Here is a 25,019-nt window from a genome sequence, read left to right as displayed (position 1 = left end):
CATTGGACTAATCGGCGGAGTCCGCGGGAAGCAGGTGGGTCACCTCGGGCATGCCGGTGGCCAGCGCCGCGGCCGCCTCCTCGGCGTGCTCGTCGGCGCCGGTCAGCCGGCCCTCGTGCTGCGCCAGGTGCTCGGCCCAGGTGGGCACCAGGTAGACCTCGACGTACTTCTCCGGCTGTTCGCCGTCCCGGAACAGGTCCCAGCGGGTGGCACCGGTCTGCCGCCGGGAGCGGCGTACCGAATCCATCGCTGTGAGAAAGGCCTGGGACGCGGAGGCCGGGACGGTCCAGACGGCCTGGACCATCACCGGGCCCTCGTCGAGGTGCGGCTGCAGCATCAGGTGGGGCTCCGGCCAGTAGCTCGCCGGGCCGCGATCCGTGCCCTCGCGGGTGTGCAGCGGCAGCCACCGCACGGTCAGCGTGCCGGCCAGCATCACGCCGGCGGCGGCCAGGAACGCGGTGGTCAGCCCGGCCGGCCCGGCCACCTGCCCCCACACCACCGCGCCCAGCGCCTGACCGCCCGCGAAGACCACCTGATAGACGGCGAAGCCTCGGGCACGCACCCAGTTGGGCAGGAAGAGCTGCATCGCCGCGTTCATCCGCGACACCAGCGTCATCCACGCGAGGCCCGCGGCGACCAGCGCGCCGACCGCGACGACCGGGTGACGGACCAGACCGATCAAGATCAGGGCGATGGCGTACGCGAGGCCGGCCGCCACGATCAGCCGGTCCGGGCTCATCTCCCGCCGCACCCTCGGCATCAGCAGCGCACCGGCGATCGCGCCCACCCCGAGAGCGGCCAGCAGCACGCCGTAGCCGCTCGCGCCCAGGCCCAGCCCCGCCCGGGCGACCAGCGGCAGCAGGCTCCACACCACGCTGCCGGGCAGCACGAACAGCGCCACCCGCAGCAGGATCCGGCGCACCTCCGGCGAGTACTCCACGTAACGCGCCCCGGCCCGCAGCGCCGGACCGAACCGTTCCGCGCGCGCCGGCCCCTTCTCCGGTCGCCGCCACCGCAGCAGCGCCACCGCGAAGACCGCGAAGGAGAGCGCGTTCAGCCCGAACACCACCGCCGGACCGGCCTGCGCGACGATCAGTCCCGCCACCGCCGGACCGGCCGACCGCGCCAGGTTGGTGTTGACCGCGCCGAGCGACGACGCCGCCGGCAGCTGGTCGCGCGGCACCACCTCGGGGATGATCGCCTGCCAGGTGGGCAGCGTCACCGCCTGCCCGGCGCCCAGCGCGAAGGTGAAGACCAGGAGCAGCGCGGGCGACATGAGGTCCGCGGCGGTCAGCGCGGCGAGCGCGCCTGCCACCACGAGCAGCCCCAGCTGTACGCCGAGCAGCAGCCGCCGCCGGTCCAGCTCGTCGGCCAGCGCGCCGGACGGCAGTGCCAGCAGCAGCACCGGCAACATGGTCACCGCCTGCACCAGGCTCACCCAGGTGGCCGCGTGCGGTTCGTGCACCACGAGCCATTGCGCGCCGACCGTCTGCATCCAGGTGCCGACGTTACTGGCGAGGACGCCGATCCACAGGCCTCGGAAGGTCCGGTTGCTGAGCGGACCCTGCGTCACGCGCGCAGCTTAGCTCCCGGTCCGAGCTCGCCCGCGACCTCCCGGTTCTCCTTGATCTGGTGGCCCGCCGCGCAGTGCAGCTCGGCGTGCACCTCGGCCTGACATTCGCGATGCACGAAGATCTGCGACGGCCCTTCCGGCCCGGCCAGGTAGCGGTCCCCCCACGCGGCCACCGCGACCAGCACCGGGTAGACGTCGAGGCCCTTCTGGGTCGGCCGGTACTCGTGGCGCTCGCGGGAACCGGGCTCCCGGTAGGGCACCTTGCGCAGCAACCCGGTCTCGACCAGCATGCCCAGCCGGTTGGCGAGCACTTGCCGCGGGATGTCGGTTCGCACCCGCATGTCGTCGAAGCGACGGATCCCCTGGAAGATCTCGCGCATCACCACGATCGTCCATTTCTCGCCGAGGATCTCCATGGCGCGGCCGATCGTGCAGTTGTCCACCGAGTAGTCAAGGGCTGCGGGGCGCATGTGAGCCAGGCTAGGTCTTGTTGACAGACCTAGCAAGCCGTGCTGGACTGCGTCCATGACGCAGACCCAGCCCCGCAGCCGGACCTTCGAGTGGTCCGACCCGGCCGCCTACGGCCCGACCATCGCGAGCGGGGCGACCGGCCTCGAACTGCTCCAGGCGATGGCCCGCGGCGAGCTGCCGGCCCCGCCGATCATGCAGCTGATCGGCGCGGCCGGCATCGAGGCCGAGGAGGGCAGCGTGAGCGTCTTCCTCGACCCGCAGGAGTTCCACTACAACCCGCTCGGCTCGGTGCACGGCGGCGTGATCTCCACGCTGCTCGACACCGCCGCCGCCTGCTCGGTGCACACCACCCTGCCGGCCGGCGTGGGTTACACCTCGCTCGACCTGACCGTGAAGTTCCTCCGGCCCGTCACCGTCGCGTCCGGCAGGCTGACCTGCACGGGCTCGGTGCTCCAGCGCGGCCGCCGGACCGCGCTGGCCGAGGCGCGGCTGACCAACGCCCAGGGCAAGCTCGCCGCGCACGCCACCTCGACCTGCATGATCTTTACTGCTGAGTGATCCTGGGCCGCGCATCCTCGGCGGGCGGCTCCCACACCGCCGCGTCCGCCTCCACCTGGTCGCCGGACCGGATGTCCTTCACCGTGTCCGGCTCGCCCGGGAACCAGACGTAAGGGATGCCGCGCCGCTCGGCGAACCGGATCTGCTTGCCGAACTTCGCCGGGACCGGCGCCACCTCGGTGCTGATCCCCCGGCCCCGCAGCGCCGCCGCGATCGCGTCACAGCCGGGCCGCGCCTCCTCGTCCGGCAAGGCGATCAGCACGCACGTCGGCACCTTGCGGGACACGGCCAGCGCGTTCTTCCCGAAGAGCAGGCCGAGCATCCGGGACACGCCGATCGAGATGCCCACACCCGGGAACCGCTCGGTGCCCGACGCCGCCAGGTTGTCGTAGCGGCCGCCGGAGCAGATCGACCCGTACCGCTCGTACCCCTGAAGCTGCGTCTCGTAGACGGTGCCGGTGTAGTAGTCCAGGCCGCGCGCGATCTTCAGCTCGGCCCGCACCAGGCCCGGCGCCAGCCGGCCCGCGGTCTCCACCACCTGGAGCAGCTCGGCCAGGCCCTCGTCCAGCAGCGGGTCGTCGACGCCCAGCTTGCGCACCGCGTCGGCGAACGAACCGTCGCCGGCCGAGATCGAGGCCAGCTCCAGACACGCCTCGGCCTGTCTCCTGGAGGCGCCGGCGGTGGAGATCAGGAGGTCCGCGACCTTCTCCGGGCCGATCCTGTCGAGTTTGTCCACGGTACGCAGGACCTGATCGGTGTCCGCCAGCCCGAGGCCACGGTAGAAGCCCTCGCAGACCTTGCGGTTGTTCACCAGGATCGTGGCGCGCGGGATCGGCAGCCCCCGGAACACGTCGCCGATCACCAGCGGCATCTCGGTGTCGTAGTGGAACGGCAGCGTGTCCCGGTCCACCACGTCGATGTCCGCCTGGAGGAACTCGCGGTAGCGGCCCTCCTGCGGGCGCTCGCCCCGCCACACCTTCTGGATCTGGTAGCGGCGGAACGGGAAGTTGAGCTTGCCCGCGTTCTCCACCACGAACCGCGCGAACGGCACGGTCAGGTCGAAGTGCAGGCCCAGATTGTCGTCACTCTTCTGGTCGGGATCCTCTTGCAGGCGGCGCAGGAGGTAGACCTCCTTGGACGTCTCGCCCTTGCTCAGGAGAGTGTCGACCGGCTCGACGGCACGCGTCTCCAGCGGCGCGAAGCCGTACAGCTCGAAGGTCGTCCGGATCCGGTCCAGGACATATTGCTCGATCATCCGCTGGGGCGGGAGCCACTCAGGGAAGCCAGAAATGGGCACGCGTTTCTCTTTCTTAAAAGACGCTCAGTTCCCGGAGGTACGGGTTACCGACGCGCTCACGGCCGATGGTGGTCTCGGGACCGTGGCCGGGCAGGACGACGGTGTCGTCGGACAGCGGCAGGATCTTGTCCCGCAAGCTGGTCAGCATCGTGTCGGTGCTGCCGCCCGGCAGGTCGGTGCGTCCGATCGAGCCGGCGAAGAGCACGTCACCGGAGAGGCAGACCTGCTCGGTCTCCCACCGGGTGCCCGCGCCGGGCAGGCGGAACAGCACCGACCCGCCGGTATGGCCCGGCGCGTGGTCGACGGTCACCTCGAGCCCGGCGAGGCTCAGCGTGGCGCCGTCGGTCAGCTCGGCCACGTCCTCCGGCTCGGCATAGGTCATCCGCCCGCCGAACAACTGGTCGAGGCTCATGCTCAAACCCTTCTGCGGGTCGGCGAGCATCTCCCGGTCGGCGGGGTGGACGTAGGCCGTGATGCCGCGCGCGCCGCACACCGGCGCGACGGAGAACGTGTGGTCCAGGTGCCCGTGGGTGAGGAGCACGGCGGCCGGTTGCAGCCGGTGCTCGGCGAGCACCTCGGCGAGGTTGTCGAGCACGCCGATGCCCGGGTCGACGATCAGGCACTGCTCGCCGGGCGCGGGCGCCACCACGTAGCAGTTCGTCCCGAACGCTTCGGCCGGAAAGCCGGTGACCAGCACGGCGTCGTGCTCCTCTCGCGTTTTTGTTTCAGGTCGGAATCGTATGAGCTTATCGGGGGCATGCGCACACCACTTTCTCAGCCCATACCCGTACACTCTCTCGCGGTGTGGCGTGAGGCCTCCGCCACAGTGCGACGGGAAGGGAACCCACTCGGTGGTATCCAGCAAGGACCGGCAGCGCAAACTCGCGCGGGCGAAACTCGATCGGCAGATGGAGAAACGCGCTGTCAAAGAACGCCGCACCCGGCGCGTCCGGGCCGGGCTCGGCGCCGGTCTGGCGGTCCTGCTGATCGCGGGTGGCATCGCCTGGCTCGGCGGCGTCTTCGACAGCGACCCGCCGGCCGACCCCGCCGCCGACGACATCTGCGTGTGGACCCCGCAGAACGCCCAGAACCAGCCGGACCTGAAGGACGTCGGCACCCCGCCGACGGACGGCATCCCGACCAGCGGCACCCGGCCGCTGACGATCACCACCAACCAGGGTGCGCCGATCACGGGCAGCCTCAGCCTCACCACCGCCCCGTGCGGCGGCGAGAGCATGTCCTACCTGGCGTCGAAGAAGTTCTTCGACAACACCGAGTGCACCGAGATCACCACCTACGGCGCGCTGCGCTGCGGTGACCCCTCGGGCAAGGGCACCGGCGGCCCGACGTACACGTTCTACAACGAGGACGTCCCGTCCGTGCCGGCGCCGGACCCGAGCGCGTCCGCCGCGCCGCCGGCCAAGGCCCCCGCGTACCCCGCCGGCACGATCGCGCTGATCAGCGACCCGCCGGGCAACAACGGCAGCCAGTTCCTGGTGTTCTTCAAGGACTACGCGCCGGCCGATCAGGCGCAGTACCCGATCATCGGCAAGGTCACCGGTGGCCAGGACACGCTCCTGAAGATCGCGAAACTGCCCACCGTGGCCAACGCCGCGGGCGACAAGGTGAAGCCCAAGGACAAGATCCTGATCCAGACGCTGACCGTGGGCGACGCCGTGGCCGGCGACGCACCCGCGCCCGCTCCGTCGGCGAGCAGCCAGTCCTGAGTACGTCAGTGAACACAGCAGGAGGACAACCGTGTCGTCGATAAAGGACCGGCAGCGCGCGGCGGCGCGGGCCAGGCTCGAGAAGGAGATGGCCGAACGCGCGGAGGCCGCTCGCAAGCGCCGCCAGCGTCAGGTCGTCATCGGCTCGGCGATCGCCGTACTGGTCATCGCCGGTGCCACCGTCTGGCTGGTCACCGCGCTGGGTGACGACGACAAGCCGAAGAACGAGGCCGGGTCTGCCCCGGCCGGCACGGTCGCCTGCACGTGGACCCCGGAGGCGGGTGGCGAGGCCCAGGGCGGCGCCAAGCCGGTCGACGTCGGCACCCCGCCGCCGAACGCGCCGAACACCGGCAAGGACACGCTGACGATCGACTCGTCGCTCGGCCCGATCACGGCCACTGTGGACAAGTCGAAGACGCCGTGCACCGCGGCCGCGTTCGAGTTCCTCGCGAGCAAGAAGTTCTGGGACGGCTCCAAGTGCCACCGGATGACCACCCAGAGCATCAAGGTCCTGCAGTGCGGTGACCCGACCGCCAAGGGTAAGGGCTACCGCCAGACCGACGGCACGGGCGGCCCGTCCTTCCGGTACGCCGAGGAGAACCTGCCCACCAACACCGGCGCGTCCACCGCACCGGACGGCACCCAGACCGGGCCGCCGACCTACCCGGTCGGTTCGATCGCGATGGCCAAGACGCAGCAGCCGGCCTCGACCGGCAGCCAGTTCTTCATCGTGTACGGCGACACCCCGCTGCCGCCGGAGTACACCCTGCTGGGCACCATCACCAAGGGCATGGACCTCGTGCAGAAGGTGGCCAAGGGCGGCGTCGACGACGCCAACGGCCCCGGCGACGGTCACCCCAAGGTCGAGCTCGGGATCAAGTCGCTGACGATGGCAGCCGCCTGATCGTTCGTACTCAACCCTCCGCGGCGACTTTCCACGGAGACCTTCCATGAAAACGGGGCGAGCCGGTCGGCTCGCCCCGTTTTCATGACCGCGTCACGCATCCTCTTGCCCGCGCGCTTTCCTTGCCCGGCGCCACGCTTGCCCGGCGCCACGCTTGCCCGCGTTATGCGCCCGAGGTCACCCGGTAGGCGTCGAAGACACCGTCCACCTTGCGCACCGCGGCCACGAGGTGGCCCAGGTGCTTGGGGTCGGCCATCTCGAACGTGAACCGGCTGACCGCCACCCGGTCGCGGGTGGTGGTCACCGTCGCGGACAGGATGTTCACCCGCTCCTCGGACAGCACCCGGGTCACGTCGGCCAGCAGCTTGTGCCGGTCGAGCGCCTCCACCTGGATCGCCACCAGGAACGTGGACGCCGACGTCGGCTTCCAGGTCACCTCGACCATGCGTTCGGTCTGATCGCGCAGGTCCTCGGCGTTCGCGCAGTCCTCCCGGTGCACACTCACACCGCCGGAACGGGTGACGAAACCGAAGACGGCGTCGCCCGGCACCGGGGTGCAGCAGCGGGCCAGCTTCACCCAGACGTCGCTGACGTCCTTCACCACCACGCCCGGGTCCTGGGCGGTGCTGCGGTTGCGTGGCGGCCGGGTCGCGACGGCGGTCTCGGCGATGTCCTCGACCGCGCCCTCCTCGCCACCGAAACCGGCGACGAGTTTCTGCACGACCGACTGGGCCGAGACGGTGTTGTCGCCGACCGCCGCGTACAGCGAGGCCAGGTCGGCCAGGTGCAGGTCGCGGGCGATCGTCTGCAGATTTTCGCTCGTCATCATGCGCTGCAGGGGCAGGCCCTGCTTGCGCATCGCCTTGACGATCGAATCCTTGCCGATCTCGATCGCTTCCTCGCGGCGCTCCTTGTTGAAGTACTGCCGGATCTTCGTGCGGGCCCGCGGGCTCTTCACGAACCCGAGCCAGTCCTGCGTCGGGCCGGCCGTGGCCGATTTCGACGTGAAGATCTCGATCACGTCGCCGTTGGACAACGTGGACTCCAGCGGCACCAGCTTGCCGTTCACCCGGGCGCCGATGCACTTGTGGCCGACCTCGGTGTGCACCGCGTACGCGAAGTCCACCGGCGTCGAGCCGGTCGGCAGCGGGATGACGTCGCCCTTCGGCGTGAAGACGTACACCTCCTGGCTGGACAGGTCGAAGCGCAGCGCGTCCAGGAACTCGGACGGGTCGCTCGCCTCGCGCTGCCAGTCGAGCAGCTGCCGCAGCCAGGTCATCTCGTCGATGTGCGCCGGCGGGCCGACGATCGTCGCGCCCTTCTGCTCCTTGTACTTCCAGTGCGCGGCGATGCCGAACTCGGCCGTGCGGTGCATCGCGAAGGTGCGGATCTGCATCTCGACCGGCTTGCCGGTCGGGCCGATGACCGTCGTGTGCAACGACTGGTACATGTTGAATTTCGGCATCGCGATGTAGTCCTTGAACCGGCCGGGCACCGGCTGCCAGTTCGCGTGGATGACGCCGAGGGCGGCGTAGCAGTCCCGCACCGTGTCGACCAGGATGCGCACGCCGACCAGGTCGTAGATGTCGTTGAAGTCGCGGCCCCGCACGATCATCTTCTGGTAGATCGAGTACAGGTGCTTGGGCCGGCCGGTCGTCTCGGCTTTGATCTTCGCCGATTTCAGGTCCAGCTGGACCCGGTTGGTCACCTGGCGCAGCAACGCCTCACGCTGCGGCTGGTGCTCGCCGATCAGGCGGTTGATCTCCTCGAACCGCTTGGGGAACAGTGTGCCGAACGCGAGGTCCTCGAGCTCCCATTTGATCGTGTTCATACCGAGCCGGTGGGCCAGCGGGGCCAGGATCTCCAGCGTCTCCTTCGCCTTCTGCTCCTGCTTGGCGCGCGGGAGGAAGGTGAGCGTACGCATGTTGTGCAGCCGGTCGGCCAGCTTGATCACCAGGACGCGGGGGTCCTTGGCCATCGCCACGACCATCTTGCGGATCGTCTCGGCCTTGGCCGCGTCGCCGAGTTTCACCCGGTCGAGCTTCGTCACGCCGTCGACGAGCAGCGCCACCTCGGGCCCGAAGTCCTCGCGCATCGAGTCGAGCGAGTAGTCGGTGTCCTCGATGGTGTCGTGCAGCAGCGCCGCCACGAGTGTCGTGGTGTCCATGCCGAGGTTCGCCAGGATCGTCGCCACGGCCAGCGGGTGCGTGATGTACGGATCGCCGGACTTGCGGTATTGCCCGGAGTGCCACCGCGCGGCCACGTCGAACGCCCGCTGCAACGCCCGGCCGTCCGCCTTGGGGTGGCTGGCCCGGTGGGTCGCGATCAGCGGCTCGAGCACCTCGCTGACCTGCGTGCTCTGCCACGGCGCGTTGAACCGTGCGAGCCGCGCCCGGACCCGGCGCCCGGTCGGCGCGCTGGCCAGCCCGAAGCTGCCGCCCGCCTCCTCCGCCGCAGGCATCGGCTGGGTCGCATCGGGGTCGGTGGCGCGCCCGCCCGCCTCCGGACCAGCTTCCGCCGACGGCTTACCCGGCGCGGCGGAGTTGCCCGGCAGGGCGGAGTTGCCCGTGTTGCCCGGCGGTGTCGGCTTGCTCGTCGAGGACTTGCCTGACTGGGAGGACTTGCCCGGCTGGGAGGACTTGCCCGGCTCGGCCTTGGCCACCGCGGCGGGCTGTGCAGCCTCCGCCGCCGAGCCAACGCCACCCGGCTGCACCGTGTCCTCCGTCGAGGGTGCGACGTCGCTGGACACCGGCCTCCTCACCTCACTGCTCACCTGCTTGGGAACGCCATCCTACTCGTCTGGTCTTCCCGCCGGACCGGGCCCGAACCCCAGAAAAGGGTGCCGCATTTTGTCGTAAACGGAATCAAACGGTCAGCAACGCGTGCACCTCACGCGGCGCCACCCGCTTCCGTCCCTCCAGAAACCCCAGTTCCATCACCACGGTGAACCCGGAGACCACTCCACCGGCCCGTTCCACCAGCTCCAGCGCCGCCGCACCCGTGCCCCCGGTAGCGAGAACATCGTCGACCAGCAGCACCCGCTGCCCACCCACAAAGGCATCCTGGTGCACCTCAAGGGTGGCTTCGCCGTACTCCAGAGCGTACGAGGCGGAATGCGTGGCCCGAGGCAGCTTCCCAGCTTTCCTGATGGGCACCACACCCACCCCGGTCGCGTAGGCGATGGCCGCGGCAACAACAAACCCGCGAGCCTCAATCCCCGCAACGACATCGAACGACCCGGCCCCGTGATACGAGACGATCCCGTCGACGACTTGCCGGAACGCCACCCCGTCGGCGAACAGCGGCATCAGATCCTTGAACACGATGCCCGGCTTGGGAAAATCAGGCACATCAAGCACTTTGCCGGCCACCACAGCTGCCACGTCCACCTCAGTCACCCGGCAACCTTATCGACCCGCCCCCGAAGCCCCCACACGACACCATCCCGGCAAGCGAGGCGTGCCCCCACAACCCCACCGCCGCAGGCCCAGGGCATCGCTCCGCCTTCTAGTCGGACGATGGCGAGGGAGCCGCGGCCATACGCAGCAAGCCTGCGCCGCTCAGCCGAGGCGCACCCGAACCGCCCGGGCTGACCACAACGAGGACTGGGGCGGAGATCGCCCACTGAGACATCAAGCTTGACGGGCTCAGTGGGCAATCTCCGCCCCAGTCCCCCACGGTGACCAAGAACAAAGCCGGGCGGAAGGCACAACCAAGGAACATCGTCCGTAGGCTCAACCACCAGCGAACAACCCGGAACAGATGCAAGGAGAGCGGCCCGCCACCTCAATCAAAGGTGACGGGCCGCGAGCAGAACCAAAGGATCAGCGACGCTTCTTGCCGCCCCCAGGCCGGTTACCCGACCCGCCAGGACGTCCACCACGGTTGGTGTTACGGCCCGAGGTGGGCCGGGTGCCAGGCCGAGGAGCCGTGGATCCGGCCAGGGCGGAGGATGCGACCGGCTCGTCGTCCGGCACCGGAGCGACGTCCGGATCCGAAGCCCGCGCCGGCGTCTTCTTCCGCTCGGCCCGAGGCGCCACGTCCCCCGACCGGGCCGCCGTGCGCCGGGCCAGAACCCGGGCGGTGTGCGCCTTGATCCGCGGCTCACGGTCCTTGAGCTCGGTGAGCAGCGGCGCCGCGAACATGATCGACGACAGGACGCCGAGGCCCATGCCGACGAAGAGCACCAGGCCGAGGTCCTTCAGGGTGCCGGCGCCGAGCAGTCCGGCGCCGATGAAGAGCAGGCCACCGACGGGCAGCAGGGCCACCAACCCGGTGTTGATCGACCGCATCAGCGTCTGGTTGACCGCCAGGTTGGTCGCCTCGGAGTACGTGCGGGCGCTGCCCGCCGTGATCCCCCGGGTGTTCTCCTGCACCTTGTCGAACACCACGACCACGTCGTACAGCGAGAAGCCGAGAATCGTCAGGAAGCCGATCACGGTCGACGGCGTCACCTCGAAACCGACCAGCGAGTACACGCCGGCGGTCAGCACCAGGTCGAGGAGCAGCGAGGAGACGGCCGCGACCGCCATCCGCCATTCGAAGCGGATGACCAGGTACGCCATCACCAGCACCAGGAAGATGGCCAGACCGATCAGCGCCTGCCGGGTGACCTGACCGCCCCAGGCGGCCGACACCCGGTTGTCGCTGACCTCCGCCGGGTCGACGCCGAGGTCGGTGACCAGCGCACCCTTGACCGCGGTGGCCTGGTCCTGGGACAGCGCCGAGGTGCGCACCGAGTAGGTGGCGTCCGGACCGTTGCCGACCTTCTGCGCGTTGGTGACCTGGGCGTCAGCACCGACGCCGGCGGTCTCCATGGCCCGCTGGACGGCGGTCTGCGCTTCCTCCTGCGTGCCCACGTCGGCCGGCATGATGATCTGCGTGCCGCCGGAGAACTCGATGCCGAGGTGGAAGCTGCGGATCGCGAAGCTGCCGATGGCGACCAGCACCAGCGCCGCGGCCACGACGAACCAGGTGCGCCTGCGGCCGACGATGTTGAGGTTCGCCTCGCCCCGGTAGAGGCGATCGGCGAGTCCCTGCTTGGCCATGTCAGGCCTCCTTCACGCGCCGGCCTTTGACCGGCTCGTCGGTGGTGGCGTTCTTGAGGACGCGGCCGAGGCCGCTGACTCGCGGCGACAGGAACGCCTTGGTGTTCGCGAACATCGTCATGATCGGGTGCCGGAAGAGGAACACCACGACGAGGTCGAGGATGGTGGAGAGACCCAGCGCGAACGCGAAGCCCTGCACCACGCCCACCGACACGACGTAGAGGACGACGGCGGCCATGATGGTGATGGTGTTCGCCGAGATGATGGTACGCCTGGCCCGGGCCCATGCTCGTGGCACCGCGCTCCGTGGACTTCGACCCTCGTGGATCTCGTCCTTGAGTCTTTCGAAGTAGATGACGAACGAGTCGGCTGCCACACCCAGTGACACGATGAATCCGGCGATGCCCGCCAGGGTCAGCGTGAAGCCGGTGGAGCGGCCGAGCACGACCAGCGCGGCGAAGGTCAGCAGACCCGACAGGATCAGGCTGAGGAAGATCACCGTGCCGAGCAGGCGGTAGTAGAAGAACGCGTAGATCGCGACCAGGCCCATGCCGATGCCGGCCGCGAGGAGACCGGCCTCGAGCTGCTTGATGCCCAGCGTCGCGGAGACGGTCTGGGTGGTGGCGGCGTTGAAGGTGACCGGCAGCGCGCCGTACTTGATCTGGTTGGCGAGCTCACGGGCCGAGACCGGGGTGAACTGGCCGGTGATCTGCGACTGGCCGGACAGCACGCCCTGGATCTCCGGCGCCGAGATGATCTCCTTGTCGAGCACCACGGCGACGAGGCAGTGGGTCGCGCCGGAGGAGACCGCCTGGGCGGCGGCGAGGCAGGTGTCCCCGGCGGCCGGCTGGAACGCCTCACGGGTCAGGGCGGTCCACTTGGACTGGCCCTCGGAGGTGAAGTCCATCGAGACGACCCACTGGCCGCTCTGCTGGTCGAGCTGCGGGCTGGCGTTGGCGATGTCGGTGCCGACCACCTTGGCCTTGTCGAGCAGCATCTTGGCGCCGGTCTGGCAGGTGGTGACCTGCGTCCCGGCGTCGTCGATGGCGCCGTTGGGCCGGGCGTTGAGCTGGTCGCAGCTGATCGTCGGCACGAAGAACTGCATCTGCGGCGAGAGCGCGTTGACGTGCGGGCCGTCCAGCGTGTTGAAGACCGCGAACTGCTTGCCGGCGTTGGGGTCGGTGGTCAGGTCGACCGGCGCGGTCAGCTTGGACGCCGCGGCGTACAGCGCGGGGCCGACCTGCTTCTCGACCTCCGCGATCAGCTTGGCCTTGTCGGCGGGCGGCTCCTCGGCCGCGCCGGACGGCGCCGGGGCCGGGGCGGGCGCCGCGGACGGCGGGGTGCTGGGCGCGCCACTGGGCGGGGTGCTGGGCGCCGGGGCCTTCACGACCTCGCCGCCGCCTTGACCGCCGGACGGCGGGGTGCTGGGCACGCCGCCGGAGTTACCGGGTGCCGGCGCGGACGGGGCACCGGAGGGGGCGCCGCTGGGCGGGGCGGTCGGCGGGTTGATCGCCGCCGAGGCCACGTCGCCGGTCGCCTGGAGCACCTTGCGGAAGCGCATCTGCGCCGCCTGGCCCACGTTCTTCAGCTGGTCGTTGGTCTCCCCGGCGAGGGACACCACGATGTTGCGGTTGCCCTCGACGATGACCTCGGCCTCGGAGACGCCGAGCGCGTTGACCCGGCTCTCGATGATCCGCCGGGCCTCCTCCATGCTCGCCTGCGGCGGCGGCTGGCCGTTGGACGCCAGCGAGGCGACGTAGGTCGCCTGGGTGCCGCCGACCAGGTCCTGGCCGAGCTTGGGGTGCAGGCGCTCGGAGATCGGACCCTTGGCGCCGAAGCCGAAGAAGGCCACGAGATAAAGGATGATGAAGATCAGGCCGAGCACGGCGAGTTGCCGCCCGGGATGTTGCTGCCCCTGTGGTGGTCGTGCCACGGCTGTGAATCTCCCTAGTACGGATCGGCCGGCACCGCGGGGGCGGTGGGGCAAAGGTGGGACGGGCATGCCGGACGCCGCCGGCGAGATACGCCAGCGACGATTATGCCTATTTTTCACATCGTCGGCTGCCCCGTCCGGTTGGGGTCCTGGTGCTGTCCCGTTGGAGTCCTTTTGGGGGGCAGCCGACGCGGATCGTCAGTCTTTCTTGCGGGTCTCGACGACCGGGTTGACCGGCTCCTCGACGGCCGGCTCCTCGATCTCGGGCTCCGGCTCGGGTTCGTTGTTCACACTGGTCACCACGCGGGCGATCGCCGGTCGGGCGAACCGGGCGTTGACGCCGGGCGCGATCTCCACGGTGACCACGTCGTCATCGACCGAGACCACGGTCGCGTGCAGCCCGCCGATGGTGACGATCCCGTCGCCGGGACCGAGGCTCGACTGCATCGCCTGGGCCTCGCGACGCCGCTTCTGCTGCGGGCGGATCATCATGAAATACATGACGGCGAAGAGCAGGACGATGAGAACGAGCGGCATGAAGCTGCCGCCGCCCTGCGCTTGCGCTGCAATAAATGGCACGAGAAAGCCTTCCTGAGGGAACACACATCCCACTCGATCGGCGGCGAGTCTAATCCCTCTAGCTGGGAAGTCCCTACGCGCCTCGGGTATCGGTCCGATTACGGCGCGTTTTCCGCCATCCCCCGATCAGGTGTCATCGCGGGCGAAGAGGTCGGCCTGCACCGCCCGGCCGTCGGACGGCGGCGTCCGGCCCAGGTGGAGCCAGCCCTGCTCGGTGGCCACCCGGCCACGGGGAGTACGCGCCAGCAGGCCCGCACGCACCAGGAACGGCTCGCAGACCTCCTCCACCGTGTCGGACTGCTCCCCCACGGCGACCGCCAGCGTGGACAGCCCGACCGGCCCGCCGCGGAACGAGTCGATCAGCGCCCGCAGCACCGCCCGGTCCAGCCGGTCCAGGCCCAGCGCGTCGACGTCGTAGACCTTCAGCGCCGCGAGGGCGGCGGCGTGCGTGACCACCCCGTCGCCACGGACCTCGGCGTAGTCGCGGACCCGGCGCAGCAGCCGGTTGGCGATGCGCGGCGTGCCCCGGGAGCGCCCGGCGATCTCCCGCGCGCCCTCCGGCGTGATCGGCACACCCAGGATCCGGGCCGACCGGTGCAGCAGCGAGTCGAGGTCGTCGGGCGAGTAGAAGTCGAGATGCGCCACGAAGCCGAACCGGTCACGCATCGGCCCGGACAGCAGCCCGGCGCGCGTGGTCGCCCCGACCAGCGTGAACGGCTCCACGTCGAGCGGGATCGCGGTGGCGCCCGGCCCCTTGCCGACCACCACGTCCACCCGGAAGTCCTCCATCGCGCTGTACAGCAGCTCCTCGGCCGGTTTCGCGATGCGGTGGATCTCGTCGATGAACAGCACGTCGCCCTCGGCCAGCCCGGTGAGGATCGCGGCGAGGTCGCCGGACCGCTCGATCACCGGCCCGCTGGTGGTGCGGATGCCGGCGCCCAGCTCGGCCGCCACGATGTTCGCCAGCGTCGTCTTGCCGAGGCCGGGCGGCCCGGAGAGCAGGATGTGGTCGGGCGGGCTGCCCCGTTTCATCGCACCCTTGAGCAGCAGGTCCAGTTGGTCGCGCACGCGGTGCTGGGCGATGAAGTCGGCCAGCCGGCGGGGGCGGACACTGGCCTCCGCGTCGAGTTCGGTCTCGTCGACCTCGGCAGAGACCAGATCGTCGTTCATCGGGTACGCCCGAGCAGCCTGATCGCCTGCCGGAGCAGCACCGGCACCGGTGGCACCTCGCCGTCCAGCCCCTCGGCGACCGCGGCCACCGCCTGGTCGGCCTGCGTCGCCGTCCAGCCGAGGGCGAGCACACCCTGCCGCACCTGCTCCTGCCAGTCGGCCGGCCGGGGGGTGCCGGTCGCCGCCGCCCCGAGCACGCCGACCGGGCCGATCCGGTCACGGAGCTCGAGGACCATCCGCTCGGCGCCCTTCTTGCCGATGCCCGGGACCTTGGTGAGCGCCACCAGGTCGGCGCCGCTGATCGCCCGGCGTACGGCATCGGGGTGATGGACCGCGAGCACCGCCTGAGCGAGACGCGGACCCACACCGCTCGCCGTCTGCAGCAGCTCGAAGAGCTGTTTCTCGTCGTCGTCGGCGAACCCGTAGAGGGTGAGCGAGTCCTCCCGGACCACCATGCTGGTGGCCAGCCGGGCCTCGCCGCCCAGCTTGAGCCCGGCCAGCGTGCCGGGCGCGCACTGCACCTGAAGCCCGACGCCGCCGACCTCGATCACGGCGCTGTCCGGTGCGATCGCGGCGACCACGCCACGCACGCTGGCGATCATCGAACCTCTCCCTTGAGCCGTCGCTGGGCCGTGCGCTGCGCCGCGGCGATCTTGTTCGCCCGGGCGGCCGCGGCCTCGATGCGGGCGCGGGTGCCGCCGCGCCAGATGTGGCAGATGGCGAGCGCCAGCGCGTCGGCGGCGTCGGCCGGGCGGGGCGGCTCGTCCAGGCTGAGCAGCCGGGTGACCATCGCGGTGATCTGCGCCTTGCCGGCCGTGCCGGAGCCGGTGACCGCGGCCTTGACCTCGCTCGGCGTGTACGTCTGCACCGGCAGCCCGGCACGCGAGCCGGACAGGATCGCGACCGCGCTGGCCTGCGCCGTGCCCATCACGGTCCGCACGTTGTGCTGGGAGAACACGCGCTCGACGGCGACGCTGTCGGGCTTGTGCTCGGCCACCAGGTCGGCCAGCGAGGAGTCCAGATGCAGCAGCCGGAGGGCGATGTCGTCGGTCGGTTCGGTGTACACGACGTAGTAGGCCACCAGCTTGCACGGCCGCCCCGGCACGCCCTCGACGACGCCGACGCCGCAGCGGGTGAGCCCCGGGTCGATGCCGAGCACGCGCACTTGCGGCGACCTCCTTGTACGTGTGTTCGATGAACAGTAGTGGATGCGACATCTTGCGGCAGCCTCGACACACCTCCAAGCTGAGACGTGTATCTCGTCCCGCCGATGGCCGACGAACCACCTCGTGAGTTCGTCGACTTCGTCGCGGACCGGCTCCCCTGGCTGAACGCGGAGGCCGACCGTCTCACCGACGGCGCCGAGCAGTCCGCCGGCTTCGCCGCCCTGGTGCTCAGCGACGTGGCCCTGCACTGGCGCCGGCTGACCCTGCGGACGCGGGTGACCCACGCCGACGAGGCCCGCGCCTTCGCCGGCAGACGCCTGACGATGCGCACCAAGCAGTGGCGGGAGGACCAGATCTACCAGGTCGAGGTGCGGGTCATGCGGAGACAGGCCTACCAGGCCGCCCACTTCCCGGCGAGTTACGCCGCGCGCAAGGCCGAGGTGCTGGCGTCGACCGTCCGGACGGCGACCGCGCCGCTGGCCGAGGCGGCGATCGCCTGGTCGGACGCCCGCCACCGGGCCTTCATCCACAGGGTGGTCCGGACCACGGTCATCGTCATCGCGGCGATCGCGTTCTTCCTCAGCCTGATCCCGTCGACACCGGACTACTGACCGCCGGACTGATGACTGCTAGTACTTGAAGCCGGCCACCAGCGAGTTGAGCTCGCTGGACATCCGGGCGAGCTCGCCGGTCGCCTTCCGGGTCTCGGCGACGCCCTGGCTGGTCTGCTGAGCCGCGTCGGCGACGATCGTGATGTTCTGCGCGATCTCGTTGGTGCCTCTGGCCGCCTCGCTCACGCTGCGGTTCATCTCGCTGGTGGTGGCGGTCTGCTCCTCGACCGCCGAGGCGATCGTGGTCTGGAAGTCGCTGATCCGCGCGATCACCGACGAGATCTCCTCGATCGCGCTGACCGCGCCGGAGGTGTCGGCCTGGATCGCCTCGATCCGGCGGGAGATGTCCTCGGTGGCGCGGGCGGTCTCCTGCGCCAGGTCCTTGACCTCGGAGGCCACCACCGCGAAGCCCTTGCCGGCGTCACCGGCGCGGGCCGCCTCGATGGTGGCGTTGAGGGCCAGCAGGTTGGTCTGCGCGGCGATCGAGGTGATCACCTTGATCACGTTGCCGATCTCGGCGGACGACTCGCCGAGCTTGTTCATCGTCGAGGAGGTCGCGATGGTGACGCTGACCGCTTCGGCCGCGACGCGCGCGGCCTCCGCCGCGTTCTGCGAGATCTCCCGGATGGAGGCGCCCATCTCCTCGCCGCCGGCGGACACCGTGTCGACGCTGCGGGACACTTCCCCGGCCGCGGTGGAGACCATCTGCGCCTGGTCGGAGGCCCGCTGCGCGGACCCCGCGATCTGCTCGGCGGTGCTGGTCATCTCCTCGGCGGCGCCGGCCAGGGAGGTGGCCGAGCCGTCCATCGTGCGTACGGTGCCCCGCAGGTTCTGGATCGCCGTGTCGAGCGCATGCGCCATCCGGCCGGGTTCGTCCCGTGACGTCACGCCGCTGGTCCGCGTGAGGTCACCGACGGCCAGCGCCTCGCACACCCCCTGCACCTTGACCAGCGACCCGACGATCCGCCGCGCCACCACCACACCGAGCACCAGCGCCATCAGCGAGCCCAGCACCATGACCAGGATCGACGTGAGGCGCCCGGTGTCGTAGCCGTTCTCGGCCGCGGCCGCGTTCTTCGCCGCGTCCCCCCGCTCCGCCGCGTCCAGCTCCTCCAGATAGGCGTCGACCTGCTTCATCAGCGGCGCCACCTGCTGATCCCGGGTCTTGGACCAGGTTTCCAGATCGTCGCGGGCGCCGGCCGGGAGGAGGTCGGTCCGCGCGAGCGTGACGTACGACTTGAAGGCATCCCCCAGCTTGGCGACGGTGGCCGGGTTACCCGCCGGGTGGCTGCCCTCGTACGTCGCCAGCGCGGCCTCGTACTCCTTGACGTGGGTGTCGAAGCCGTTGGTGTAGGTCGTGACGTCGTCGTCGTTCTGCGAGATCGCCTGGTTGGCCGCCGCGAGCCGGGTCAGCACGATCGCGGACCGCAGCCGGGCCACGCCCTCCAGCCCGGCGACGTTGTTGCGGTAGATCACCTGAGCCGAGTTGCTGGCGTCCCGCAGCTTCGCCAGCCCGACCACGCCCACCACGACCGCCACGGCCACGGCTGCGGCGATCGCCAGCAGGATCTTCGCGTTGACCCCCAGGTCCGCGAACCGGCTTCGCTGCCGCCCACCCTCAGTAGTCACACCCACGTCGCCACTATCGCTTGTCCCGGGTGCAGCCGCGCCCGAATCAGCGCACTAGCTCTGGTATTCGGACTCCAGGTCCGAGAGCCGCACCGACCGCTCCCGCACGTAAGTAGGCACGTCTCCGGAGAGCGCCAGCCGGTTCAGGTGAACCTGAGCGTCGTCGTACGAGCGGTCGGGAGTGCGGTCGACGATCCAGTACTCCGGGATGGCGCGCTCCGCATACCAATGCGCCTTCTCGGCGTATTCCCCGTTGGGAGAGCTCTCGGAGACGATCTCGATGACCATCTGAAAGGCCGAGCCAGGAAGGTTCGAGTATTCAGGCAGCTCGCGCGGTAGAGCCTTCACCACACCGAGGTCAGGAAGGCGACTGTCGCGCGGCCGATCCCCACGGATTCCAGGGTCCTGGAGGACCTCGAGTCCGGCCGCGTACAGCATGAGCATGAGCCGACGAGCCATCACCTTATGCCAGTAGGTGGATGGCGTCATGATGACGAGGTTTCCGTCATGGAGCTCATAACGGTAACCCGCCGGCAGGGAGCCAAGATCATCGACGTCGATGTCCTCGATCGGGGGCAGATTGAAGTTCGTCATAACGGCGAGCACCCCCTCACCCTACTAGTCACATGAACACTTGTCACACGTCAATCTTAGCCATGACGTCGTCGGGAACGTCGAAGTTGGCGTAGATGTTCTGGACGTCGTCGGAGTCCTCGAGGACGTCGATGAGCTTGAGCACCTTGCGGGCCGCTTCCTCGTCGACCTCGACCGTCATGGTCGGCACCAGGGAGGACTCGGCCGAGTCGTAGTCGATGCCCGCGTCCTGCAGCGCCGTGCGCACCGCCACCAGGTCGGTCGGCTCGCTGACCACCTCGAACGAGTCGCCCAGGTCGTTGATCTCCTCGGCGCCCGCCTCGAGCACCGCCATCATCACGTCGTCCTCGGTCAGCTCACCCTTGGGGACGATGATCACGCCCTTGCGGTTGAACAGGTAGGACACGCTGCCGGCGTCGGCGAACGTGCCGCCGTTGCGGGTCAGCGCGGTGCGGACCTCGGTGGCCGCGCGGTTGCGGTTGTCGGTGAGGCACTCGATCAGCAGGGCGACGCCGTTGGGGCCGTAACCCTCGTACATGATCGTCTGCCAGTCGGCGCCGCCGGCCTCGAGGCCGGAGCCGCGCTTGACCGCGTTGGCGATGTTGTCGTTGGGGACCGAGCTCTTCTTCGCCTTCTGGATCGCGTCGTAGAGCGTGGGGTTACCGGACGGATCACCACCGCCGACCCGGGCCGCGACCTCGACGTTCTTGATCAGCTTGGCGAACATCTTGCCGCGCTTGGCGTCGATGACGGCCTTCTTGTGCTTGGTCGTCGCCCACTTGGAGTGGCCGGACATGCGTTACCTCCGTGTGAATCCGTCGTTCGTCAGGCGGCCCGGCGGACCATCTCGACGAAGTACCGGTGCACGCGAAGGTCGCCGGTGAGCTCCGGGTGGAAAGCCGTGGCGAGCAGGTTGCCCTGCCGGACGGCCACAATCCTACCGGCGGCCGGGCCGGCTGTGACGCGCCCCATCACCTGCACCTCTGGACCCACCTGCTCCACCCAGGGCGCCCGGATGAAGACCGCGTCGAACGGCCCGCCCGCGATGTCGGAAATGTCGACCGGGCCCTCGAACGACTCGACCTGCCGCCCGAAGGCGTTGCGCCGCACGGTCATCTCGATGCCGCCGAAGGTCTCCTGGTCGGGCCGCCCGTCCAGCACCGTCGAGGCCAGCATGATCATGCCGGCGCACGACCCGTAGACGGGCAGGCCGGAAGCGATCTTCTTGCGCAGGGGCTCCAGCAGCTCGAACGTGATCGCCAGCTTGCTCATCACGGTCGATTCGCCACCCGGGATCACCAGCGCGTCCACCGCGTCCAGCTCTTCCGGGCGCCGGACCGGGACGGCGTCGGCGCCACAGGACGTCAGTGCCCGGGCGTGCTCCCGGAAGGAACCCTGGAGCGCCAGGACACCGATCACCAGCCGCGCTCGGCAAGACGGTGCGGCTGCGGGACGTCCTCCACGTTGATGCCGACCATGGCCTCGCCGAGACCGCGGGAGACCTTGGCGATCATCTCCGGGTCGTCGTGGAAGGTGGTGGCCTTGACGATCGCGGCGGCGCGCTGGGCCGGGTTGCCTGCCTTGAAGATGCCGGAGCCGACGAAGACGCCCTCGGCGCCGAGCTGCATCATCATCGCCGCGTCCGCCGGGGTGGCGATGCCGCCAGCGGTGAACAGCACGACCGGCAGCTTGCCCGCCTCGGCGACCTCCTTGACCAGCTCGTACGGCGCCTGGAGCTCCTTGGCGGCCACGTAGAGCTCGTCCTCGGGCAGGTTCTGCAGCCGGCGGATCTCCTGCCGGATCTGCCGCATGTGCGTGGTGGCGTTGGAGACGTCGCCGGTGCCGGCCTCGCCCTTGGAGCGGATCATGGCCGCGCCCTCGGTGATCCGCCGCAGCGCCTCGCCCAGGTTGGTCGCCCCGCACACGAACGGCACGGTGAACTGCCACTTGTCGATGTGGTTGGCGTAGTCGGCCGGGGTCAGCACCTCGGACTCGTCCACGTAGTCGACGCCGAGCGCCTGGAGCACCCGCGCCTCGACGAAGTGGCCGATCCGGGCCTTGGCCATCACCGGGATGGACACCGCGGCGATGATGCCGTCGATCATGTCGGGGTCGCTCATGCGCGAGACCCCGCCCTGCGCGCGGATGTCGGCGGGGACCCGCTCGAGCGCCATCACCGCGACCGCGCCGGCGTCCTCGGCGATCTTCGCCTGCTCCGGGGTGACCACGTCCATGATCACACCGCCCTTGAGCATCTCGGCCATGCCGCGCTTGACCCGGGCGGTGCCGACCGCCGGCTGCTGCGTCGTGGTTGCTGCGCTCTCGGACACTGATGACGCTCCTCACGCTGGTGGGTATGCGTGGGGAATTCTAAAAGCGGGCGCAGGGGTCCAACGAGGGCCAATCGAGGGCCAAGTGGCCTGCTGCGGTCAGGCCGCCTCGACGGCGGCGGCAGGGGCTCGCGGGGCGACGACCACGTTCAGGTCCGTCAGCACGGGCTCGACGATGTCGAAGTACTCCGGTCGCGGATAGCTCCTGGCCAGCCCGAACACGCGTACCACCGGGCGGCGGCGGGCGCGTAGGGCGTCACGGACCGTGTCGGTGTGCACCTGCCTGGCGAGGACCACGCGCCGGCTGGTGGCCACCAACGTGCGGGTGGCCTCATCGGTGGCCGTGAGCGGCACCGAGGCCAGCTGGCGGGTCAGGTCGTTCTCGGCCGCCTCACGTTCGCCCGGCACCGCGTCCAGGGCCAGGCGGGCGGCCGCGTACAGCTCGACCGTCTCGGTGCGCTCGGCCACCACGGCGGCGGCCGCCGCACGGCGCAGCAGATGCTGGTCGAGGGCCCGGCCCGCGGAGGCGGCACGGGTGTGCACCCGCTGCACCCGATGAGCGGTCCACCACAGGTACGCGGACAGCAAGGCGATCACCACCACGACGCCCAGCACGACACGCATGCCGGAATGGTAGTGCCGTTTGGTTTCGAAGAGTTACGTGCCCGGCCGTGGTTCGGACCACTCCTCGTCCATCACCCGGCCGTCTGTCGCCTCTATCGCCGCGGCATACACCTCGAGTACACGACTGGCTACGCTCGGCCAGTCAAACGCCTTGACGGCGACGGACGCGGCCGCCGCGAGCTCTCTCCGCCGCGCCGGATCGTCGAGAAGTTCCGCCAGCAGCGCGGTCAGAGCGGGCGCGTCGCCGTTCGGGAAGATCGCCCCGGCCCGGCCGCCGTCCAGCACCCGGCGGAAGGCGTCCAGGTCGCTCGCGGCGACCGTGGTGCCGGCCGACATGGCCTCGGTCAGGATCATCCCGAAGGACTCACCGCCCGTGTTCGGTGCCACGTAGATGTCGACGCTGCGTAACATCCGGGCCTTGTCCGTCTCACTGACCAGCCCCAGGAACTCGACCCGGTCGCGGACGTCGGCCGGGAACAGTTCGTAGAGGTCGTCCCGGTCGCCCGGGCCCGCCACCAGCAGCCGCAGCTCCGGACGCTGCCGGGCCAGCGTGACGAACGCCGTACGCAAGATCGGAAAGCCCTTGCGCGACTCCGTGAAGCGGCCCAGGAAGCCCAGCGTGCCGCCCTTGCCGGGCCAGCCGGGCAGCGGCTCCGCGTGGGCGAACTTGGCCACCGCCACCCCGTTCGGGATCTCCACCGCGCCGCCGCCCAGGTGCTCGACCTGCACCTTGCGGGCCGGCTCGCTGACCGCGATGCGCGCGGTGATCTTCTCCATCACCACCTGCAACATCCCCTGCGCGGCGGCGAGCGCCCGGGAGCGGGTCATCGCGGTGTGGAAGGTGGCGACCACCGGTCCACGGGACGACAGCACGGCCAGGATCGACAGGCTGAGCACGAACGGCTCGTGCACGTGCAGCACGTCGAACTCGCCGCGGGACAGCCAGCGCCGGACCCGCGCGGACGACACCGGCCCGAACGAGATCCGGGCCACCGACCCGTTGTACGGGAAGCGCACCGCTCGCCCGGCCGGGACGACGTACGGCGGGAGGTCGGCGTCCTCGTCGGCCGGGGCCAGCACGGACACCTCGTGGCCCAGCCCGATCAGCGCCTCGGCGAGGTCGACGATGTGGTTCTGCACGCCGCCGGGCACGTCGAACGAGTACGGCGAGACGATCCCGATCCGCACGTCCCAGCCCTCACAACCACAGCTTCTGGAGCATGTGCCAGTCCTGCGGGTGCGCGGCGATGCCCACCGCGTAGGCGTCGGCCAGCCGCTGGGTGACCAGCTTGACGCGTTCGGCCATCGTGCCCGCGGACTCGTCGGGCACCTCGACGCGCCGGATCTCGGCGACAGCCCGCTCGGGCGTGTAATGAATGTCGACGGCGTAGAGAGGCGCCCGGGTACGCAGCGCGAGCAGCGCCGGGCCGGCCGGCATCCGGGTCCGCCCGCCGAAGAACTCGACCTCCACGCCGCGCGAGGAGAGGTCGCGATCGCTGAGCAGCGCGATCGCGAAGCCCTGGTCGGCCCGCTCGGCGAGCACGTCGATCGGCGGCCGGGCCGCGCCGGTCAGTGGGAGGACCTCCATGCCGAGCGCCTCGCGGTAGGCCATGAACTGCTTGTACACCTTTTCCGGCTTGAGCCGCTCGGCGACCGTGACGAGCCGGTGCCCGCTGGCCGACACCCACGCGGCGGCGGCGTCCCAGTTGCCCATGTGCGGCAACGCCAGGATGATGCCGTTCCCCTCGGCCAGCACCTTGTGGAACTCGTCCGCCTGCACCAGGTGGAATCCGTCGAGGTGCTGCGCCTTGGTCAGGGACGGCAGGCGGAAGGCCTCCATCCAGTACCGCGCGTACGACCGCAGCCCATCGCGTACCAGAGTCTCCTCGAAAGCCGGACCCGTGACCTGCTGAAGGTTGCGACGCAGCCGTTGGGTCCCCGGGCCGTTCTTCTTCCACGCGCGGTCGGCGGCGGTGGTGAAGAGCCGCGTCGCGACCGGCTGGGGCAGCGCGCGGACCAGCCGCCAGCCCGCCGCGTAGCCCAGCTCGGTCAGCCTGTCCTTCACTCGGTGGGCACCTTGTCGCTGCGGGCCGCGGCGATCAGGCGCTGGAACACCGTGACCAGGCTCAGGACGGCCAGCAACCAGAGCGCCGCGGGCAGCCCCCAGTCCAGCCCGAAGCCGGTGAGCAGGCCGCCGACGCCGACCAGGATCAGGCGTTCGGCGCGCTCGGCGAGGCCGACGTCGGCGTTCAGGCCGAGGCTCTGCGCGCGGGCCTTCACATAAGAGACCACCTGGCCGGCCGAGAGGCAGATGAGGCCGGCGACGATGCCGTTGTAGGGGTTGTCCTGCCCGTAGAGGTAGAAGATGACCGCGCCGAACACGGCCGCGTCGGCGAGCCGGTCCATCGACGAGTCGAGCAGCGCGCCGAAGTTGCCCGCCGGACCGCGCATCCGGGCCATCGTGCCGTCGAGCATGTCGGTGAGCGCGAAGAACGTGACGACCAGCGCGCCCGCTACCAGATGGCCGCGGGCGCCCAGCGCGAGAGCCCCGATCACCACGCCGGCCGTCCCCGCTACGGTGACGGCGTTCGGCGTGACCCCCCGGCGGAGCAGGAATCGGGCGGTCGGGTCGACGACATGCGCGAGGACGAGGCGGGCCGGAACGCTGAAGATCTTTGCCATGGCGGTCCCACTGTATCGGCGTGCCGATTCGGCGTCATCCGCCCAGGGTCGTATGACTACGGGGGGTTGCGGCGCGGACACCGGGGGTGTGGGATCTCACAATAGTGTCGTAACACCCGGGAA

At 70.1% G+C, this 25,019-nt stretch carries 25 protein-coding genes; 4 read left to right on the top strand and 21 right to left on the bottom strand.

From position 1 onward, the window contains the following. Positions 1-7 precede the first annotated feature (7 nt). Positions 8-1,573, bottom strand: a complete 1,566-nt coding sequence (locus QSK31_RS16290) for an MFS transporter (RefSeq protein ID WP_285684781.1) — start codon at positions 1,571-1,573, stop codon at positions 8-10. Further along, entirely contained in the window at positions 1,570-2,043 is a 474-nt protein-coding gene (locus QSK31_RS16285) for a winged helix-turn-helix transcriptional regulator (RefSeq protein WP_285684779.1), read from the bottom strand. The genes QSK31_RS16290 and QSK31_RS16285 overlap by 4 nt, the downstream gene beginning before the upstream one ends. Before the next feature lie 55 nt (positions 2,044-2,098). On the opposite strand from QSK31_RS16285, the gene QSK31_RS16280 reads away from it, so the two are divergent. After that, on the top strand, positions 2,099-2,602 hold the full coding sequence (locus QSK31_RS16280; RefSeq protein WP_285684777.1) for a PaaI family thioesterase: 504 nt from the start codon (positions 2,099-2,101) through the stop codon (positions 2,600-2,602). Here QSK31_RS16280 and hisS read toward each other — a convergent pair. Both hisS and QSK31_RS16270 read right to left on the bottom strand, forming a co-directional pair. Next, a complete protein-coding gene (hisS, locus tag QSK31_RS16275; RefSeq protein WP_285684776.1) occupies positions 2,589-3,899 on the bottom strand; it encodes a histidine--tRNA ligase in 1,311 nt (436 codons plus the stop codon). The two genes, QSK31_RS16280 and hisS, sit on opposite strands and share 14 nt — an antisense overlap. A gap of 13 nt (positions 3,900-3,912) precedes the next feature. Next, positions 3,913-4,596 (bottom strand): MBL fold metallo-hydrolase, encoded by a 684-nt coding sequence (locus QSK31_RS16270; protein WP_285684775.1) that lies wholly within the window; start codon positions 4,594-4,596, stop codon positions 3,913-3,915. Between the two features lie 154 nt (positions 4,597-4,750). On the opposite strand from QSK31_RS16270, the gene QSK31_RS16265 reads away from it, so the two are divergent. Together QSK31_RS16265 and QSK31_RS16260 are read left to right on the top strand one after the other, a co-directional pair. Further along, complete coding sequence (locus tag QSK31_RS16265; RefSeq protein ID WP_285684773.1) at positions 4,751-5,626, top strand: peptidylprolyl isomerase; 876 nt, start codon at positions 4,751-4,753, stop codon at positions 5,624-5,626. 31 nt (positions 5,627-5,657) lie between these two features. Continuing rightward, positions 5,658-6,530 carry a peptidylprolyl isomerase gene (locus QSK31_RS16260; protein WP_285684770.1) on the top strand — a complete coding sequence of 291 codons (873 nt, stop codon included), beginning with the start codon at positions 5,658-5,660 and terminating at the stop codon, positions 6,528-6,530. Between the two features lie 163 nt (positions 6,531-6,693). On the opposite strand, the gene QSK31_RS16255 is transcribed toward QSK31_RS16260, so the two are convergent. The 8 genes from QSK31_RS16255 to ruvC all read right to left on the bottom strand — a co-directional run bounded on the left by QSK31_RS16255 (position 6,694) and on the right by ruvC (position 16,425). After that, on the bottom strand, positions 6,694-9,279 hold the full coding sequence (locus QSK31_RS16255; RefSeq protein ID WP_285684768.1) for a RelA/SpoT family protein: 2,586 nt from the start codon (positions 9,277-9,279) through the stop codon (positions 6,694-6,696). A gap of 115 nt (positions 9,280-9,394) precedes the next feature. After that, entirely contained in the window at positions 9,395-9,928 is a 534-nt protein-coding gene (locus QSK31_RS16250) for an adenine phosphoribosyltransferase (protein ID WP_285684767.1), read from the bottom strand. A 426-nt stretch (positions 9,929-10,354) separates the two neighbouring features. Next, positions 10,355-11,578 carry a protein translocase subunit SecF gene (secF, locus tag QSK31_RS16245; protein WP_285684765.1) on the bottom strand — a complete coding sequence of 408 codons (1,224 nt, stop codon included), beginning with the start codon at positions 11,576-11,578 and terminating at the stop codon, positions 10,355-10,357. A 1-nt stretch (position 11,579) separates the two neighbouring features. Next, positions 11,580-13,511 (bottom strand): protein translocase subunit SecD, encoded by a 1,932-nt coding sequence (gene secD / locus QSK31_RS16240; RefSeq protein ID WP_285684763.1) that lies wholly within the window; start codon positions 13,509-13,511, stop codon positions 11,580-11,582. 198 nt (positions 13,512-13,709) lie between these two features. Beyond that, complete coding sequence (yajC, locus tag QSK31_RS16235) at positions 13,710-14,048, bottom strand: preprotein translocase subunit YajC (protein ID WP_285684762.1); 339 nt, start codon at positions 14,046-14,048, stop codon at positions 13,710-13,712. Between the two features lie 168 nt (positions 14,049-14,216). Then, positions 14,217-15,260, bottom strand: coding sequence for a Holliday junction branch migration DNA helicase RuvB (ruvB, locus tag QSK31_RS16230; RefSeq protein ID WP_285684760.1), 1,044 nt, complete (start codon positions 15,258-15,260; stop codon positions 14,217-14,219). After that, positions 15,257-15,862: a Holliday junction branch migration protein RuvA gene (ruvA, locus tag QSK31_RS16225; RefSeq protein WP_285684759.1), complete on the bottom strand. Its 606-nt coding sequence runs from the start codon at positions 15,860-15,862 to the stop codon at positions 15,257-15,259. The genes ruvB and ruvA overlap by 4 nt, the downstream gene beginning before the upstream one ends. Further along, the gene (gene ruvC / locus QSK31_RS16220; RefSeq protein ID WP_285684758.1) at positions 15,859-16,425 is read right to left on the bottom strand and encodes a crossover junction endodeoxyribonuclease RuvC; all 567 of its coding nucleotides are present in this window, start codon (positions 16,423-16,425) and stop codon (positions 15,859-15,861) included. The genes ruvA and ruvC overlap by 4 nt, the downstream gene beginning before the upstream one ends. 105 nt (positions 16,426-16,530) lie before the next feature. On the opposite strand from ruvC, the gene QSK31_RS16215 reads away from it, so the two are divergent. Next, a complete protein-coding gene (locus QSK31_RS16215) occupies positions 16,531-17,037 on the top strand; it encodes a hypothetical protein (protein WP_285684756.1) in 507 nt (168 codons plus the stop codon). Positions 17,038-17,055: 18 nt separating this feature from the next. On the opposite strand, the gene QSK31_RS16210 is transcribed toward QSK31_RS16215, so the two are convergent. The 9 genes from QSK31_RS16210 to pgsA form a co-directional block, all read right to left on the bottom strand. Then, entirely contained in the window at positions 17,056-18,672 is a 1,617-nt protein-coding gene (locus QSK31_RS16210) for a methyl-accepting chemotaxis protein (protein WP_285684754.1), read from the bottom strand. Positions 18,673-18,720: 48 nt separating this feature from the next. Beyond that, a complete protein-coding gene (locus QSK31_RS16205) occupies positions 18,721-19,260 on the bottom strand; it encodes a Uma2 family endonuclease (RefSeq protein WP_285684752.1) in 540 nt (179 codons plus the stop codon). A 43-nt stretch (positions 19,261-19,303) separates the two neighbouring features. Next, complete coding sequence (locus QSK31_RS16200; RefSeq protein WP_285684750.1) at positions 19,304-20,056, bottom strand: YebC/PmpR family DNA-binding transcriptional regulator; 753 nt, start codon at positions 20,054-20,056, stop codon at positions 19,304-19,306. A 29-nt stretch (positions 20,057-20,085) separates the two neighbouring features. Continuing rightward, the gene (pdxT, locus tag QSK31_RS16195) at positions 20,086-20,682 is read right to left on the bottom strand and encodes a pyridoxal 5'-phosphate synthase glutaminase subunit PdxT (protein WP_285684961.1); all 597 of its coding nucleotides are present in this window, start codon (positions 20,680-20,682) and stop codon (positions 20,086-20,088) included. Next, positions 20,676-21,590, bottom strand: a complete 915-nt coding sequence (gene pdxS / locus QSK31_RS16190; RefSeq protein ID WP_285684748.1) for a pyridoxal 5'-phosphate synthase lyase subunit PdxS — start codon at positions 21,588-21,590, stop codon at positions 20,676-20,678. The genes pdxT and pdxS overlap by 7 nt, the downstream gene beginning before the upstream one ends. Before the next feature lie 99 nt (positions 21,591-21,689). Further along, positions 21,690-22,214, bottom strand: coding sequence for a hypothetical protein (locus QSK31_RS16185; protein ID WP_285684747.1), 525 nt, complete (start codon positions 22,212-22,214; stop codon positions 21,690-21,692). 33 nt (positions 22,215-22,247) lie between these two features. Further along, complete coding sequence (locus QSK31_RS16180; RefSeq protein WP_285684746.1) at positions 22,248-23,402, bottom strand: glycosyltransferase family 4 protein; 1,155 nt, start codon at positions 23,400-23,402, stop codon at positions 22,248-22,250. A gap of 10 nt (positions 23,403-23,412) precedes the next feature. Next, positions 23,413-24,279 (bottom strand): phosphatidylinositol mannoside acyltransferase, encoded by an 867-nt coding sequence (locus tag QSK31_RS16175; RefSeq protein ID WP_285684745.1) that lies wholly within the window; start codon positions 24,277-24,279, stop codon positions 23,413-23,415. Continuing rightward, complete coding sequence (gene pgsA / locus QSK31_RS16170) at positions 24,276-24,896, bottom strand: phosphatidylinositol phosphate synthase (RefSeq protein ID WP_285684744.1); 621 nt, start codon at positions 24,894-24,896, stop codon at positions 24,276-24,278. The genes QSK31_RS16175 and pgsA overlap by 4 nt, the downstream gene beginning before the upstream one ends. Positions 24,897-25,019 lie beyond the last annotated feature (123 nt).

It is taken from the genome of Actinoplanes sp. NBRC 103695 (genome assembly GCF_030269485.1).
Lineage (GTDB): Bacteria > Actinomycetota > Actinomycetes > Mycobacteriales > Micromonosporaceae > Actinoplanes.
Note: the sequence above shows the minus strand (reverse complement) of the source record. Positions and strands in the feature narration are given on the sequence as shown.

Excerpts from the sequence above, each read along its gene's own strand:
- QSK31_RS16285 (WP_285684779.1), bottom strand. The coding sequence starts at position 2,043 with ATGCGCCCCGCAGCCCTTGACTACTCGGTGGACAACTGCACGATCGGC.
- QSK31_RS16280 (WP_285684777.1), top strand. The coding sequence starts at position 2,099 with ATGACGCAGACCCAGCCCCGCAGCCGGACCTTCGAGTGGTCCGACCCG.
- secF (WP_285684765.1), bottom strand. The coding sequence starts at position 11,578 with ATGGCCAAGCAGGGACTCGCCGATCGCCTCTACCGGGGCGAGGCGAAC.
- yajC (WP_285684762.1), bottom strand. The coding sequence starts at position 14,048 with ATGCCGCTCGTTCTCATCGTCCTGCTCTTCGCCGTCATGTATTTCATG.
- ruvB (WP_285684760.1), bottom strand. The coding sequence starts at position 15,260 with ATGAACGACGATCTGGTCTCTGCCGAGGTCGACGAGACCGAACTCGAC.
- ruvA (WP_285684759.1), bottom strand. The coding sequence starts at position 15,862 with ATGATCGCCAGCGTGCGTGGCGTGGTCGCCGCGATCGCACCGGACAGC.
- QSK31_RS16215 (WP_285684756.1), top strand. The coding sequence starts at position 16,531 with ATGGCCGACGAACCACCTCGTGAGTTCGTCGACTTCGTCGCGGACCGG.
- QSK31_RS16205 (WP_285684752.1), bottom strand. The coding sequence starts at position 19,260 with ATGACGAACTTCAATCTGCCCCCGATCGAGGACATCGACGTCGATGAT.
- QSK31_RS16200 (WP_285684750.1), bottom strand. The coding sequence starts at position 20,056 with ATGTCCGGCCACTCCAAGTGGGCGACGACCAAGCACAAGAAGGCCGTC.
- QSK31_RS16185 (WP_285684747.1), bottom strand. The coding sequence starts at position 22,214 with ATGCGTGTCGTGCTGGGCGTCGTGGTGGTGATCGCCTTGCTGTCCGCG.
- pgsA (WP_285684744.1), bottom strand. The coding sequence starts at position 24,896 with ATGGCAAAGATCTTCAGCGTTCCGGCCCGCCTCGTCCTCGCGCATGTC.